The 14,383-nt window shown below is 36.6% G+C and carries 12 protein-coding genes; 9 read left to right on the top strand and 3 right to left on the bottom strand.

What is annotated here, in order from left to right:
* Positions 1 to 614 precede the first annotated feature (614 nt).
* Together I6F45_RS06655 and I6F45_RS06650 are read right to left on the bottom strand one after the other, a co-directional pair.
* On the bottom strand, positions 615 to 2,480 hold the full coding sequence (locus I6F45_RS06655) for a DEAD/DEAH box helicase (RefSeq protein ID WP_007585469.1): 1,866 nt from the start codon (positions 2,478 to 2,480) through the stop codon (positions 615 to 617).
* A gap of 160 nt (positions 2,481 to 2,640) precedes the next feature.
* Positions 2,641 to 2,904: a GrxA family glutaredoxin gene (locus tag I6F45_RS06650; protein WP_007585470.1), complete on the bottom strand. Its 264-nt coding sequence runs from the start codon at positions 2,902 to 2,904 to the stop codon at positions 2,641 to 2,643.
* A 257-nt stretch (positions 2,905 to 3,161) separates the two neighbouring features.
* On the opposite strand from I6F45_RS06650, the gene I6F45_RS06645 reads away from it, so the two are divergent.
* The 9 genes from I6F45_RS06645 (at position 3,162) to I6F45_RS06605 (ending at position 12,710) form a co-directional block, all read left to right on the top strand.
* A complete protein-coding gene (locus I6F45_RS06645) occupies positions 3,162 to 4,199 on the top strand; it encodes a response regulator (RefSeq protein WP_197160018.1) in 1,038 nt (345 codons plus the stop codon).
* 22 nt (positions 4,200 to 4,221) lie between these two features.
* Entirely contained in the window at positions 4,222 to 4,830 is a 609-nt protein-coding gene (locus tag I6F45_RS06640) for a cysteine hydrolase family protein (RefSeq protein WP_197120218.1), read from the top strand.
* On the top strand, positions 4,823 to 7,633 hold the full coding sequence (locus tag I6F45_RS06635) for a PAS domain-containing hybrid sensor histidine kinase/response regulator (RefSeq protein ID WP_197160017.1): 2,811 nt from the start codon (positions 4,823 to 4,825) through the stop codon (positions 7,631 to 7,633). The genes I6F45_RS06640 and I6F45_RS06635 overlap by 8 nt, the downstream gene beginning before the upstream one ends.
* Before the next feature lie 336 nt (positions 7,634 to 7,969).
* Complete coding sequence (locus tag I6F45_RS06630; protein ID WP_007585474.1) at positions 7,970 to 8,260, top strand: hypothetical protein; 291 nt, start codon at positions 7,970 to 7,972, stop codon at positions 8,258 to 8,260.
* A gap of 427 nt (positions 8,261 to 8,687) precedes the next feature.
* Positions 8,688 to 9,500, top strand: coding sequence for a putative bifunctional diguanylate cyclase/phosphodiesterase (locus I6F45_RS06625; protein WP_165729193.1), 813 nt, complete (start codon positions 8,688 to 8,690; stop codon positions 9,498 to 9,500).
* Positions 9,501 to 9,608: 108 nt separating this feature from the next.
* Positions 9,609 to 9,983, top strand: a complete 375-nt coding sequence (locus I6F45_RS06620; protein WP_024591627.1) for an Hpt domain-containing protein — start codon at positions 9,609 to 9,611, stop codon at positions 9,981 to 9,983.
* 9 nt (positions 9,984 to 9,992) lie between these two features.
* Complete coding sequence (locus tag I6F45_RS06615; protein ID WP_197142251.1) at positions 9,993 to 11,390, top strand: sigma-54-dependent transcriptional regulator; 1,398 nt, start codon at positions 9,993 to 9,995, stop codon at positions 11,388 to 11,390.
* Positions 11,391 to 11,503: 113 nt separating this feature from the next.
* On the top strand, positions 11,504 to 12,034 hold the full coding sequence (locus tag I6F45_RS06610) for a peroxiredoxin-like family protein (RefSeq protein WP_007585494.1): 531 nt from the start codon (positions 11,504 to 11,506) through the stop codon (positions 12,032 to 12,034).
* Positions 12,035 to 12,263: 229 nt separating this feature from the next.
* Entirely contained in the window at positions 12,264 to 12,710 is a 447-nt protein-coding gene (locus I6F45_RS06605; protein WP_197160015.1) for an Hsp20 family protein, read from the top strand.
* Positions 12,711 to 12,770: 60 nt separating this feature from the next.
* Here the strand turns inward: I6F45_RS06605 and I6F45_RS06600 are convergent, their stop codons facing one another.
* Entirely contained in the window at positions 12,771 to 14,327 is a 1,557-nt protein-coding gene (locus I6F45_RS06600; protein WP_197119608.1) for a cryptochrome/photolyase family protein, read from the bottom strand.
* Positions 14,328 to 14,383: the final 56 nt, after the last annotated feature.

The following is a 14,383-nucleotide window of genomic DNA, read 5'->3' as shown; positions in this document are numbered from 1 at the left end:
ATACCAATAGCCGCCTTGCGTGTAGTAAGCCCATAATTTAATGGGATCAGAGATAAAAATATAGAGTATTCCATAGATTAATAAAGGGGATAATGGGTACATGAAAATGGATGCCAATTTCATTTTTGTATCTGAAAAATTGTATTTAAGTGATTCTCTATATTTACTGCAGCGTTTGTATTTATTGAATATAAGTATATTTAAATAGATAAATAGTGCGCAACAGATAATAGGGACGGCTATAAAGAAAACAACGTCGTATAGCTCATTTGAGATGAATGGTGGATCTGTAAAGTCCATTAAAATAGGAATAGTGATGCATAATAAAATGGAGAGTATTATTGCTACAAAGAGCAAGTTGTCGTAAATCTTTTTCAATTTTTAATTCATCCGTGAACTATAGCCTTTGTTTAGTTTACAGAATTTTTGTTATTTTAAAAATCAGAGGAATATATTTTTAGACATTAAGTAACCCGAACTCAGGCTAAAAAAACTATCTCAAGCTGCTATTGAATTGACGCGAAGGTTTACTTTGTATTCACTGTGGCAGCAGCTTAAAAACAAAAAAACCTTGTCACTTTCGTGGCAAGGTTTTTTTATTAAAGAGTCGTTGCTTATTTAGCTGTGAAGCTTACTGGGCGACGTTCTTTACGAGGGCCAGTACGCTTATCACCGCGTTGGCTATCGTCTTTATCTTTACTAAAGGTGCGCTTTTTGTCACCAGCTGGACGCTCAGAGCGTTCTGCACGTGGCTCAGCAGGGCCTTGATCTTGTGTAATTGTTAAGCCCATAGGACGTTTACAAATAAACACTTTTTGGAAATGATCAAGTACATCTTTAGGCATGTTTTGCGGTAATTGAACCGTACTGTGATTGTCGTGTAAACGAATATCACCAATAAACTTGCTTGAGATGTCAGCTTCGTTAGCGATAGCGCCAACAATGTTCTTAACCTGAACACCGTGTTCACGACCTACTTCGATACGGTAAGTATCCATAGGGCCTGCATCACGACTGTTACGTTCGCGAGGTTTACGCTCAGCGCGTTCACCACCACGTTCGCCGCCACGTTCGTTACGACGTCCACGGTCACCACCGCGATCATTGCGGTCGTTACTACGTGGGTTGCGATCGTTACGCTCGTTACGTTCACGAGGTTGAATCTTAACTTCTTCAACTTTAATTGGAGACTGTTGCTGTGCTAAACACAGTAACGCACCCGCTAAGCTTTCAAGAGGAAGTTCAAGTTTTTCAGCCATGTTAGTAGCTATCTCGTTAAAGAATGTAATATCTTTGTTTTCAAGCGCAATAGTTAATTTTGCTTGTAACGCTTCAATACGTTTTTCTTCAACGATTTTTGCAGTTGGTAATTCAACTTGTGCAATTTCAGACTTCGTATGACGAATGATATTTTTAAGTAAATAACGTTCGTTATGTTTTACGAATAAAATTGCTTTACCAGTACGACCAGCACGACCTGTACGGCCGATACGGTGAACGTAGGCTTCAGAATCTTGTGGTATATCGTAGTTGATAACTAAGCTTAAGCGGTCAACATCTAGACCACGAGCAGCAACGTCTGTTGCAATAACAACATTTAGCATGCCGCTTTTTAAGCGTTCTACAGTGCGTTCACGTGCTTGCTGGTTCATATCACCATTAAGTGGAGCAGCAGAGAAACCTTCGCGCTCTAATAACTCAGCAAGTTGTACTGTATCGTTACGCGTACGTACGAAAACAATAGCACCTTCATACTGTTCAGCTTCTAAGAAGCGAACAATAGCTTTATTTTTATGTACGCTTGCATTCCAAAACACTTGCTCAACAGATGATACTGTAGAGTTACGCGCAGAAATATGAACCTGTTCAGGATTGTTCATATACTTGCTGCTGATGTTTTGAATTTGCTTAGGCATAGTCGCAGAGAAAAGACATGTTTGCTTTTCGCGCGGTGTTTTTTCCATGATGCTTTCTACATCATCGATAAAGCCCATACGTAACATTTCATCGGCTTCATCAAGTACAAGTGCTTGTAGAGCATCAAACTTGATAGTGCCACGGTTAATGTGATCGATTAAACGACCTGGAGTTGCAACAATAACCTGAGCGCCACGACGAAGTGCGCTTAATTGGATACTGTAGCTTTGGCCACCATATAGTGCCAATACTTCAATACCACGAACATGTTTAGCATATTGTTCGAATGCCTCAGCAACTTGGATCGCAAGCTCACGTGTTGGTGTGAGTACAAGGATCTGTGGCTGTTTCACAGACGGGTCAATATTATTTAGTAATGGCAGTGCAAATGCTGCGGTTTTACCTGTACCCGTTTGAGCTAGTCCCAGTACGTCCTTTCTTTCTAGCAATAACGGTATACATTGAGCTTGGATTTCAGATGGTGTCTTGTAACCCAACTCTTCAACTGCCTTCAAAATTGCAGGAGAAAGATTTAGAGATTCAAACGTGACTGGTTCTGACATTAATACGCCTCAACGAATTTAAAGAGGCGCGCATTATATAGGATTCGCGAGGAAAATGCTTGTATAAATTGAAACTAATTTGTATGTATTTGATGTTGGTCGAAATTTAACCAGCTCAATATAGGGTTTATTAAACTGGTTAACATATTTAATACAAAGCTTATTTATACAAGCCTAGGTTTTCTTTTGCGTAAGCTTCAAATTCTGTAAATCCACCAATGTGATTTTGGTCTACAAAAATTTGTGGAACAGTAGGGCAAGGCTTACCCGCTGACTTTTCAAGGTCGGCTTTACTAATGCCTTCTTTAATTATGTCGATGTAACGAAATTTAAAGTCATCACGTTCATTTGATAATTGCTCAGCAACATCTTTCGCACGAACACAAAATGGACAACCTTCACGGCCAAAAATTACGGTTAACATAGCTTTCTCCTCAATTTGATTAATATCAGTTTAAATGAATGAAAAATTATTTAAAGAGAAAAAAATCGATTGCACCATTCTAATAAAAGCATAAATCATATTATGCATAGCAATATGATTTGCAAAATGCGAATGAAAAACCAGAGCCCTGTTTGTCTAATACTTAAGTCTATGAATGCAAGTGTGTTTATAAGAATTAATTTATGGCACATAACTTGATGATGTAGAGCTATACATTGGGTTAACGAGAATGCATTATGAATACTAATAGTCACGTTTTAGAAATTATCCAAGGGGTAATAGGTAAATATTGTGAAACCCAAAGTCAAAAATTCTCTATTACCTTAATCAACAAGTTGCAATGTAACTACGTCTGTTTGCAAATTCCGCCAGAGCAAATGATTGCACAATGCGAGGCGTTTCTTACTCCGGCGCTAGCAGCAGTAAAGCAGTGCTTTTTATTGACGCTCGAAGCAAATATTCAGGGAGTTAGTATTCACTATCAGATTGATGATTCTGAACAAGTAAACACGTTGGATTTTCACGGGCTCTTAGCAACTAAAGAGTCTGTTAGTTTAGCGCTTGATGTTAGACAAAATGTAGACGTTTTAACTGACTGCGAAGCGTTACTCAAAAGCTGTTTAAAAATGTCAGCTAATACTCACGATCGTTTTGGTTTAAATTTTAAATTATTTAATAGCACGCTTAGAGAGTCTGCACAGCTAGAGGATTTACGCCATCTTAGTGGTAACGCATTAATTGATAAATTAAATAGTGACAGCTTAAATACACACATAAAGCTGTGCTCTATCAACGACATTTACGAGCTGAGCCAAGCTCATAAACTATCTAAAAAAATATTAGGCTGGCCATTTTTTGATACCGACTTAATTACTATTTTAACAACATTTCACACACAAACACGTTTATCGGTATTAGTAGCAGACGACAGCTTACCGAGCCAAATTGCTACAAAAGTAATGCTTGAAATGCTGGGCTGCTTAGTAACGTGTGCAGAAAATGGTGCCAGTGCATTAACACTTGCTCAAAATGAACCATTTGACTTGCTACTTTTAGATGAGCGTATGCCAGGAATGTTTGGTAGCGATGTGGCGCAGCAATTAGTTAGGCAAAATACACCTAATAACAATACTCCTAAAGTTATTTTAACGGGGTTAACAGGCGATGAGCAAATAGCTGAGTTGTTTGATAAAGGAATTACTCACTATTTACAGAAGCCAGTGACAAAAGCGGTACTTGAGAAATTTATTAAACCTTGGCAGTTAGCCTCTTAAATTGATTAATAAGGAGAGAGTTATGGATGATTTCTCTAAGACAGCACCTATTTTAATTGGTTTTCAAAACAATTACTTTTTGCCAAAAGGCATTTTGTATGACGAGGTTGAAGAGTCATCAAGAATTACTGGCGTGGGGGAAAATACACTCTATTTATTGACCTTCTGCGCAGAGCAATTTGCTTTAGTTATTAATACACCCATTCACTTTACGCAAAACTATAGCGAGCTTAAAAATCCGATTGGTATATTAAAAGTCATTGCGGTGGGGGCATTTAAAGCAGGTTCGTACTGTGCTCAAACCATTAAGCAGCTAGACCTTTTTAGTAATATTATAGAGGTGGTATTTGGGAAAAGAAGTTTAAATGCTTTTACACATATAGGTTTAGCCGAAAACATCAAAAAACATGGGGCCATTAATATAATTTTAGCGGGTACTGTGTCTTCTATCTGTATTGATTCAACTGTGCGCACTGCTGTTGCACTTGGTTCTAATGCCACTATTTTAAGTGACTGCACACCGAGACGCACTCCTTTTGAACAAGCATTCTACCGTGAAAAGGTTTCCCTTCTTTATGCACGAGTTTGTCAGAGTAATACTTTTATAAAGTATTGGAGAGATCATGAATAATAATGATGAGCTACAAGTTCAAATCCAATATGCACTAGTTGAAAAACTTTCCAATAGTAATCGACGTCAAGCAAAGCTATTAGCTATTTTAGATGAGTGTATTTTTGAGTGTGATAAACATTTGAATTTTACTTATATTAATGAAGCTTGGGGGAAGAAGTTAGGTTACTCAACCGATTCATTAATTGGCTCCAATATTACTAAGTTAATGAATTGCGATGATATTATGCATTTTGTCGCATACAGCTGTTGTTTACTAGAAGGGAAGCAGGCTCCCAGTGTAGAAATACAAATTAAAAGCAGCATCGGGCTCATGAACTGGTTTGAGTTAAGGTTAGTTTATGATGAAAAAAGCGGCTTTATAGGCTCGTTCTATGACATTCAACGTCATAAAGATTCTCAATTTTTGCTCACACAACAACAAAAATATGTAAAACGCTTATCGCTTGTTGCGAGCCATACAAATAACTTAGTAATAATTACAGATAAATTTGGCGTAATTGAGTGGGTTAACAATAGTTTTGAAGTACTTACAGGCTACACCTGTGATGAGGTTATAGGCACTAGCCCAGGTCAATTGCTACAAGGGCCAAAAACATGTGAAAAAAGTCGTAAGGTTATGTCTCACGCTGTAAAAAATGGGCTTCCTTTTCAAGTTGAAACCACAAATTACGATAAAAATGGTAACGTTTATTGGGTTGCTATTGATGCAAATCCAGTGCGAGATGATGAAGGTAAAGTAAAGCATTTTATCGCTATAGAAACTAATATTACGCAGCGAGTTAAAGCTGAACAAGCAATGGCAGAGATAGAATATAACTACCACTCTGTCGTCGATAATATTCCTGATATTGTTTTACGCCTTGATACATTTGGCAATTTATTATTTATAAATCAAGCATGGCAACGCGTTTTACACAGCAGTGTAGATGAGAGCCTTGGCTTACCTATAATTAAGTTTATAGCAAAAGAAGATGTCGAAAAAATTAGTAGCACTTTGCTTGATTATAAACAAGGTAAGCGTGATATACGTCGCTTTGATATACGTTTGATTAATGCACAAGGCATAAATAATTGGGTTGAAATGACACTTACTCCCATTGTGGGTGGCTACGAAAGCGATTTGTTATCTATTGCCGCAACACTTGTTGATATACAAGAACGTATTGAAAGCGAGCAAATATTGCTTGAAGCTAAACATCAGGCAGAAACATTAGCTGAGTCTAAAAGCCGATTTATGGCAAATATTAGCCATGAAATTCGCACGCCATTAAATGCCGTTATTGGCTCTGCAGATATTTTGCATCATACCGGTTTAACTTCTGAGCAAATGCGTTACACGCAAATGATTAAAACAAGCTCTGATGCATTACTGAGTGTATTGGACGATGTATTAACGTATTCGCGTTTTGAAGCACAAGCTATAACACTCGATAATCAGCCATTTAGTATTGATACGTGTATTGAAGAAGCAATAGATATTATTACCCAAAGTGCTTTGCAAAAAGGGCTTGAGGTTGTTTTTGATTTTTATCCTGATGTACCAGCTCAAGTAATTGGTGATCATGTACGTATAAGGCAAATAGTCATAAATTTATTAGCCAATGCGATTAAGTTTACTCAGCATGGTGTAATAACGGTTACTGTTAAGTGCACTCATATTGAAGGTAATAATTTAAACCTTTATATATCTGTAAAAGACACTGGAATGGGAATCGCAAAAAATAAAATAGAAAGTATGTTTATGCCTTTTATTCAATCAGATAATTCAATTACCCGAAAACATGGTGGTAGTGGCTTAGGCCTTGCGATATGTAAGCAAATTTGTGATGTAGTAGGGGGAGATATTTCGGTTAACTCTGAGCTCAATAAAGGGAGTGAGTTTATCGTTAATTACCCGTTAAAAATAGACACAACCGACTCAATATTGCGAGAGGGGTTTGCAGCACGAAGTAAAAAGCCAAGAGTATGGATTGTAGGACATAATCAAATTTTAAAAACCGCGTTGGAGCACACACTCACTCGGTTTTCTATCGCTTTTGAGCACTATGAAATATGTCCAGATATCCCTGAGTATGATAGTTTTCCTGATGCAATTGTATTAACTGATCCTCCAATGCTAGCCCAAACACGCGAGTGTATAAATACATATAACTCCCTTAATTCACCATGTTTACTTATCTTAGACTTACTAGGTGAAAGCTTATTACCGCAAAATCTTAACGACAGAGAGCTTAGGTTAAATGGCCCTTTTAAAGTATCGCATGTACCGCGAGCAATTAGTTTATTGGAAGAGCAGTTATTTCATTTAGATATTATATTTACTAATCGTGAACAAAAAAAAGCCTTAGAAAGCTCTTCAGAGTTAACTCAGTTGAATGGGACCAATGTATTGGTTGCTGAAGATAATACTAATAATCAAATAGTAATAAGACAGTTTTTAGAGCAAAAAGGTTGTCGGGTATATATTGCTAGCGATGGGCAAGAGGCAATAACGAAGGCTAAAAACAATAAAATTGATATTATTTTTATGGATATCCAAATGCCAATACTAGATGGGATCTCTGCAACCAAAGCAATCAGAAAGTTAGGTATAGCCACCCCTATAATAGCGCTCACAGCAAATGCAATTCATGGTGATAAAGAGCGATTTATAGAAGCGGGGATGAATGATTACTTAGCTAAGCCAATTGTAAGTGAGACACTTTATTTATTGCTTGATAAATATGCACCAAAGCAGGCTATTGAATCTAAGCATTTAAAGCTTACTCGTTTAGCGCAAGTGTGGGAGAAGCTGAGCTGAGCAATGAAGGGCAATATAAAAAGTGGGTTTGTGTTGCATAAAACTTGATAAACGAAGAAATTAACCTAGTATTTTAGGAGTAAGTTAAATTTATTGTTTAGTATTTAATGAGTGTTTTTATTATAGTTTTTCAATTTGATTCGCAAATTGCAATTCAAAATAAAAATACAACGTTACGAATTATTTTTGGATTCTAAATTACATTTTTAATTTTATTAATACTTTGATTTTGTTGTTTATTTTATCTTTCGTTTGTTTTTGTTTAGTTGGCACGGCTTTCGCAACATATTAAATATCAAATCAAGACAATTTAGTTAAATTTTTAAGAGGTGCAATATGCAAACAAATACAAAAGCCAAACAACAACCTAAAAGTAATAATTGGGTACTTACACCTGAAATCATGGTTTTGTCTATTTTGCTTGTAGCTACCTTAGTAATAGGTATTACAGTTCTACGCGGTAGCGATTCTGTAGAGCCGTTAACGGACATACAGCCGATTACTTTTACACAAGCTGATGTTGAAAATGCACAGTCGATGAGTAATACGTTTGACTCGCAAAATACTAACTATGCACAACATGTAACAGCCCCTAAAAACGAAAATAACGACACTCTTTCAAACTAGAGACTTTTGCGCAGGTAACTATTTATTGTTGCCTGCGTTTTTTTTATGTTTCCTATCACCGTTTTAACTTTTTCTCCCTAGCTTTAAAATTACGTGTACGCTTTTTAATTCAAGCTGTGCGTAACCAAATTAGTCTTATCAAGCCTTTCTTTATACTCATCTTCAATTACTAATCCTTACTTTTAGCCAACAATTACTAACTGGTTTCTCTGTGCTGTTTGGGCTTGAGTAAGCTCTTATTTATTAATTTAGGTGCATTGCAAATTGAATTGCAAAATGCAAATAAAATGGAAAAATTTAAATACTCAAATAACTAAACTTAACCTTTTGAATTTGCTGTTTTTATTTTTGTTTTATTCACTTTCTAAATGGTCTGTAACTTGCTCTTGATTACATAAGTCACTAAGAGTGAAAATCGGAGCAAAACATGAATGCATTTAAGTACCTAGAATCAGAAAGCCCAGTCAATCTCGCAAGATGGCATGAGTTAGAAAGAATCATGTCGGATGCAATGCAAAATAATTATTTTAAAATGGTTTATCAACCGCTCGTATCATTAGGAACGGGAAAGTTGGTCGGCTTTGAATCGCTAGTAAGGTGCCAATCACCCCGCTTTGGTATTGTAGGCCCTGATGAGTTTATCCCTCATGTAGAGCAATCGGGAATGATTTTAGAATTAGGTGACTGGATTTTTGAGCAATGTTTATCTGATTTAAAACAGATGCGACATTTTGGTATGACAGATATTGCTGTTTCTTTAAATATTTCACCGGTACAAATTTTAGATGGTGATGTGTTTTCAAAAGTAATGGCTTTGCTAGAAAAGCACCAAATACCACCACAAGCTATTAAAGTTGAATTAACGGAAACAGCGCTCATTCATAGTCCTGATAAAATAGCTAAGGCGTTTGAAAACTTCCATAAAGAAGGCGTAAAGGTGTGGATTGATGATTTTGGCACTGGGTACGCGTCTTTAGGTCTACTTCGTCAATTTGATATCGATGGTTTAAAAATTGATCGCAGTTTTGTAAGTGGTATTGCAACTAATAACGAAGACTTTACGTTATGTAGCGCAATTATTGCGATGGCTCAACGATTGGGCTTACAAACTGTAGCAGAAGGCATTGAAGAGAATGAGCAATTACAAATATTAGAACAACTTGGTTGTGATATTGCTCAGGGGTACTTGCTCGATAAGCCGCAAACATTAACAAAAAGTATTGATACCTGGGCTCTGTAATTGTTTATATTCATTTTGATTTGCAAAATGCAAAAAACAAATTACTCTTAAACTACAATTCTTACATTTTATTAGTGTACGAAGCTTTAACTTACACAAAGGTTATCTATGCCTATATCAGAGCAGTTTATCGATAAAAGTATTACGGAGCTAAATGTTTTAATTCAACTTGAAAAGGATGTTGGAATAAGCGTTTTAGCTCGATTAGTAAACTTATTTATCGATGAATTAGTTACTATGGCTAACCAATTAGATACGGCAATTAGTAATGCAGATATTATAAAAATTAGAGAAATAATGCATGTTTTGAAAAACTCGGCTGCCTTATATGGAGCCGCTCCTTTAGCTGCATTGGCAACACAGTTACACGATTCACCACCACCAACCACAGAAGAAAATTTGCACGCAGCGCTTGTTATTAAGCATAACTTGGATAAAACCCGAGATGCATATCAAATAATGAGTAAGAGTATAGCTATCTAGGAGAAAGCCGTGTCAGATATAATGGGTAAAGGCCTTGTTTATATTGTTGAAGATAGCATCGCAAGTGGTGCTTTGTACGCAAGTCAGCTAGAGCAAGTAGGTTTTGAATGTAAGCATTTCGCAGATGGATATTCTGCTTTGGTCGGTATTAAAGAAAAAATGCCTGCGGTGATAGTACAAGATGTATGCTTGCCTGATATAAGTGGGCTTGAAGTTTTACAATTTGTAAATAAACAAAAAAATCCTGCTAATGTAGTCATGATCACCTCAAATAGTTCTATTGATATTGCAGTGGAAGCTATGCGTTTAGGTGGCTTCGATTTTTTAGAAAAACCCTTCACAAGTCAGCGACTTATTAGCTCAGTAGAAAGTGCGTTAACACCCAAAGAGCAAGCTAAAGTACAACCTTTGGTTCAAAGCAGTGAAAAAAGCCAAGATTTTGTTGGTGAATCTCTCGCAATGAAAACCGTTTTTAGATTGCTAGATAGCGCAGCTAGAAGTAAAGCATGCGTATTTATTACAGGTGAAAGTGGAACCGGTAAAGAAGTATGCGCACAAACCCTTCATGATTCGAGCCCTCGCAGCCAAGGCCCTTTTATTGCTATAAACTGTGCTGCGATCCCTGCTGAATTATTTGAATCAGAATTTTTTGGTCATGTTAAAGGGGCGTTTAGTGGGGCGTTAAGCGATCGTAAGGGCGCTGTTGAAGTGGCCAACGGCGGTACGTTATTTCTAGATGAACTATGTGAAATGGAGCTTAACTTACAAGCTAAGTTATTGCGCTTTTTACAAACCGGCATATTTAGCAAGGTTGGTAGCAGCGAGGTATTACACAGCGATGTTCGCTTGGTATGTGCAACCAACAGAAATCCAATAATAGAGGTAGCAGAGGGGCGCTTTAGAGAAGATTTATATTATCGTTTAAATGTTATCCCCGTAAAGCTCCCGCCTTTAAGGGAGCGCGGAAACGATATTTTGCTGCTCGCTGAGTATATTTTAAAACAAAAAAGCGATAGCAACGCTAAACATTTTATTGGCTTTTCTGATGAAGTTAAGGCGCTTTTTTGTAATTACGATTGGCCAGGAAATATACGCGAACTGCAAAATGTAATTGAAAATACAGTCGTTATTAATGATGGCGATGTAATAGAAAGAGATATGCTACCAAATTCATTTGGTCTAGGCGCTGTAAAACACTCAAGCTCAACTAAGTCAATTCACAATACAAACGATCAGAGTGTTCAATTATCTCCTATGTCGGTTCACGATATAGAACCATTATGGCAAGTTGAAAAAAGGGCTATTGAAAACGCAATCAAAAGCTGCGAAGACAACATTCCTCTTGCTGCTGCTTATTTAGGGGTAAGTGCATCTACCATTTATAGAAAAATAAAGGGATGGTCTTAAAGCTTTAATAGATTTTTAATTGCAATTTTAGGTTGAATTAATAAAAGTTACCCTAAACTCTATGTGTAAGAGCAAAATTAATTTTTAATCTGAAACAGTAAAAGGAGATCGCAATGAGTAACACTAGTTTAAAACCTGCGGATATTATGCCATCACTAGTAGTGAGTGATGTTGATGAGAAAAAGGTAGATTTAGTTGACAGAATAAGTGACTCTCCGTGGAAAATGATTGTTGTTTATCGAGGCCAGCACTGCCCTAAATGTACTGCGCAACTCAACGAGCTTGCTAAAGTTCATAAAGACTTTAAAGAGGCTGGAGTTGAAGTGGTTGCAGTAAGTGGTGATAGCCATGAGCAGCTTAATAAACATCTTGAAAAAATAGATATTAACTTCCCAATTTACTATGGTTTAACAATCGAACAAATGACTGATTTAGGGCTACATATTAGCGAGCCTCGCAGTGGTGCAGAAACTGATCATCCATTTGCTGAACCAGGAATTTATGTGCTTAATGAAAAAAATCAGCTTCAAATGGTAGATATATCAAACAGCCCGTTTGTTCGTCCTGATTTAGAGCAACTGCTAGGTGGGATTAAGTTTTCAAGAGAAAACGACTATCCAATCAGGGGCACATTTATTAAATAGTATTCATTTTAAATGGTTTCAAAAAAGGCACTCTTCAGTGCCTTTTTTATTTATTTTTAATAAATTTACTTGAAAACAATTTTACCGTCCATATATAGTTAAGTAGGACGCCTGATGGGTCCTAAATTAAACTTAAACAATTGAAATTTATATTATTAATTAAACTTTGCTTGAGCTTGTTCAATAGAAAAGCACATGCAAAATATCGCTTAAATATGAGGATATTATTATGCGTACAGTAGACTTATCACCACTTTATCGTTCATTTATCGGCTTCGAACATTTAGCATCACTTATGGATGCGGCAGCTAATACAGACAAGCAGCCGAGTTTTCCTCCTTACAATATAGAAGCACTCGATAAAGACAAATACAGAATCACTATGGCCGTTGCCGGTTTTAGTGATAGTGAATTAACCATTGAGTCAGAAAACAACACATTAAAAGTTGCAGGTATTAAAGCTAATAAAGATGAAAATAATGAACGTAAGTTTATTCATCAAGGTATAGCAGAGCGTAACTTTGAACGTAAATTTCAGCTTGGAGACCATGTAGAAGTACTTGGTGCCGATTTAGCTAACGGCTTATTGAGCATAGAGTTACAGCGTGAAATTCCTGAAGCACTTAAACCACGTAAAATAGAAATTGGTAATAGCAATCTAATAGAAGGTAAATAGTCTTCTAAAGTACATATTCCCCTGATTATTTAGCCGCCTCATTTGAGGCGGTTTTTTTACTTAAAGCGCTTCTAAATTATTAAGGTAGTAGGTTGCTTGTTGCAGCGTTTGTTCTTGAAGTGTTTCATCTTGTTTATCCCAGTTTTTATATACCATACCAATACGTGGGTTCTTCTCTAGCCTGTCTCTGTGTCTATTCATGAAATGCCAATACAAGCTATTTAGCGGGCAGGCTTTATCTCCTACTTTTTGTTTAACATCGTACTGACAGCTTTTGCAGTAATCGCTCATTTTATTAATGTAGTTACCGCTTGCAGCATAAGGCTTTGTTGCAATTATTCCATCATCGGCAAACTGACTCATGCCTCGGGTGTTGGGCATTTCTACCCATTCTATGGCATCTATATAAACGCCTAAGTACCAGTTGTCTACGTCATCAGGGTTTATTCCTGTGAGCATGCAAAAGTTCCCAATAACCATTAGGCGCTGAATATGATGAGCATAAGCAGTTTCAAGGCTTTGCTTGAGTGAGTGGCTTAGACAATTCATTTTTGTAGAGCTGTTCCAAAAATAAGATGGCAGTTTATTTTTGGCTTGTAATTGATTTTTAACTGCGTAGTCGGGCATGTTAATCCAATAAATGGCACGTACATACTCTCTCCAGCCTAATATTTGCCTGGTAAAGCCCTCTACTTGCGAGAGGGATATTTCATTGGGTCTTTGTTCGTATTCGCTTATTACACGTTTGATTACATATAACGGGTGGAGTATTTTTGCGTTTAGGGCAAACGATAAACGGCTATGGTACAGGCTGGTATTGTTTTTACTTTGATCTGTCATCGCATCTTGAAAGTGACCAAAGCGACTAAGTAAGTGCTCACAAAAGTATTCAAGAGATTCAATCGCTTGTTTACGCGTTGTTGGCCACTCCAGTGAATGTTCATTTATTTCACCCAAATAAGTGACGTTGTGTTTATTTAAACGAGAAATAATGATGCTAACATCAGTATTGAATAACTTAGGCTCTGGGATGTCGGCTAAGTCTTTTTTAGAAAATTTATTACGATTATTACTATCAAAATTCCATTTGCCACCAGTTGGCTTTGCATCATCAATTAATATATTAAATTGCTTACGCATAGCACGATAAAAGTGCTCCATTGTTACATGCTTGTTTTTTGTAAAGCGTGTTTTTATATCGGTGAACGGTAATAAAAAGTGTTCAGTATCTGTAGCAATTACATTTAATGAGCTATCACTTTTAAACTTAGCTAATTGAGATTTTAGCCTAAACTCGTCAGGGTATTGATATTCAATAGAGTCGCATTGGTATTTATCGGCAACTCGCTTGAGTAATTCAATCAAGTCCTTGTCGTCATCGGTATCATCAAGTGTTAAATGCAAAACATTAAAACCTGCCGTGTTTAATGCAGTTGCAAAGTTTTCCATAGCATTAAAAAAAGCACACAGTTTTTGAATGTGATGTTTAACGTAGTCAGTTTCTTGTTTTAGTTCTGCGATGAGGTAAAGCGTGTCGTCGTCTTTTTGCTTGTACCATGAATGAGATGGGTTTAGCTGATCGCCTAGTATTAGTCTGAGTGTTTTGTGATGGGTCATAGTAAAGCCAAATTTTTTTATACGGACGTATTTAATTAAAGGATCGTTTTACTATT

Origin of the sequence: Pseudoalteromonas sp. SWYJZ19 (assembly GCF_015864375.1) — a bacterium.
In the GTDB taxonomy this organism is placed as follows: domain Bacteria; phylum Pseudomonadota; class Gammaproteobacteria; order Enterobacterales; family Alteromonadaceae; genus Pseudoalteromonas; species Pseudoalteromonas arctica.
This window is presented reverse-complemented; position numbering and strand designations above follow the sequence as displayed.

Excerpts from the sequence above, each read along its gene's own strand:
- I6F45_RS06655 (WP_007585469.1), bottom strand. The coding sequence starts at position 2,480 with ATGTCAGAACCAGTCACGTTTGAATCTCTAAATCTTTCTCCTGCAATT.
- I6F45_RS06650 (WP_007585470.1), bottom strand. The coding sequence starts at position 2,904 with ATGTTAACCGTAATTTTTGGCCGTGAAGGTTGTCCATTTTGTGTTCGT.
- I6F45_RS06645 (WP_197160018.1), top strand. The coding sequence starts at position 3,162 with ATGAATACTAATAGTCACGTTTTAGAAATTATCCAAGGGGTAATAGGT.
- I6F45_RS06640 (WP_197120218.1), top strand. The coding sequence starts at position 4,222 with ATGGATGATTTCTCTAAGACAGCACCTATTTTAATTGGTTTTCAAAAC.
- I6F45_RS06635 (WP_197160017.1), top strand. The coding sequence starts at position 4,823 with ATGAATAATAATGATGAGCTACAAGTTCAAATCCAATATGCACTAGTT.
- I6F45_RS06630 (WP_007585474.1), top strand. The coding sequence starts at position 7,970 with ATGCAAACAAATACAAAAGCCAAACAACAACCTAAAAGTAATAATTGG.
- I6F45_RS06625 (WP_165729193.1), top strand. The coding sequence starts at position 8,688 with ATGAATGCATTTAAGTACCTAGAATCAGAAAGCCCAGTCAATCTCGCA.
- I6F45_RS06620 (WP_024591627.1), top strand. The coding sequence starts at position 9,609 with ATGCCTATATCAGAGCAGTTTATCGATAAAAGTATTACGGAGCTAAAT.
- I6F45_RS06610 (WP_007585494.1), top strand. The coding sequence starts at position 11,504 with ATGAGTAACACTAGTTTAAAACCTGCGGATATTATGCCATCACTAGTA.
- I6F45_RS06605 (WP_197160015.1), top strand. The coding sequence starts at position 12,264 with ATGCGTACAGTAGACTTATCACCACTTTATCGTTCATTTATCGGCTTC.
- I6F45_RS06600 (WP_197119608.1), bottom strand. The coding sequence starts at position 14,327 with ATGACCCATCACAAAACACTCAGACTAATACTAGGCGATCAGCTAAAC.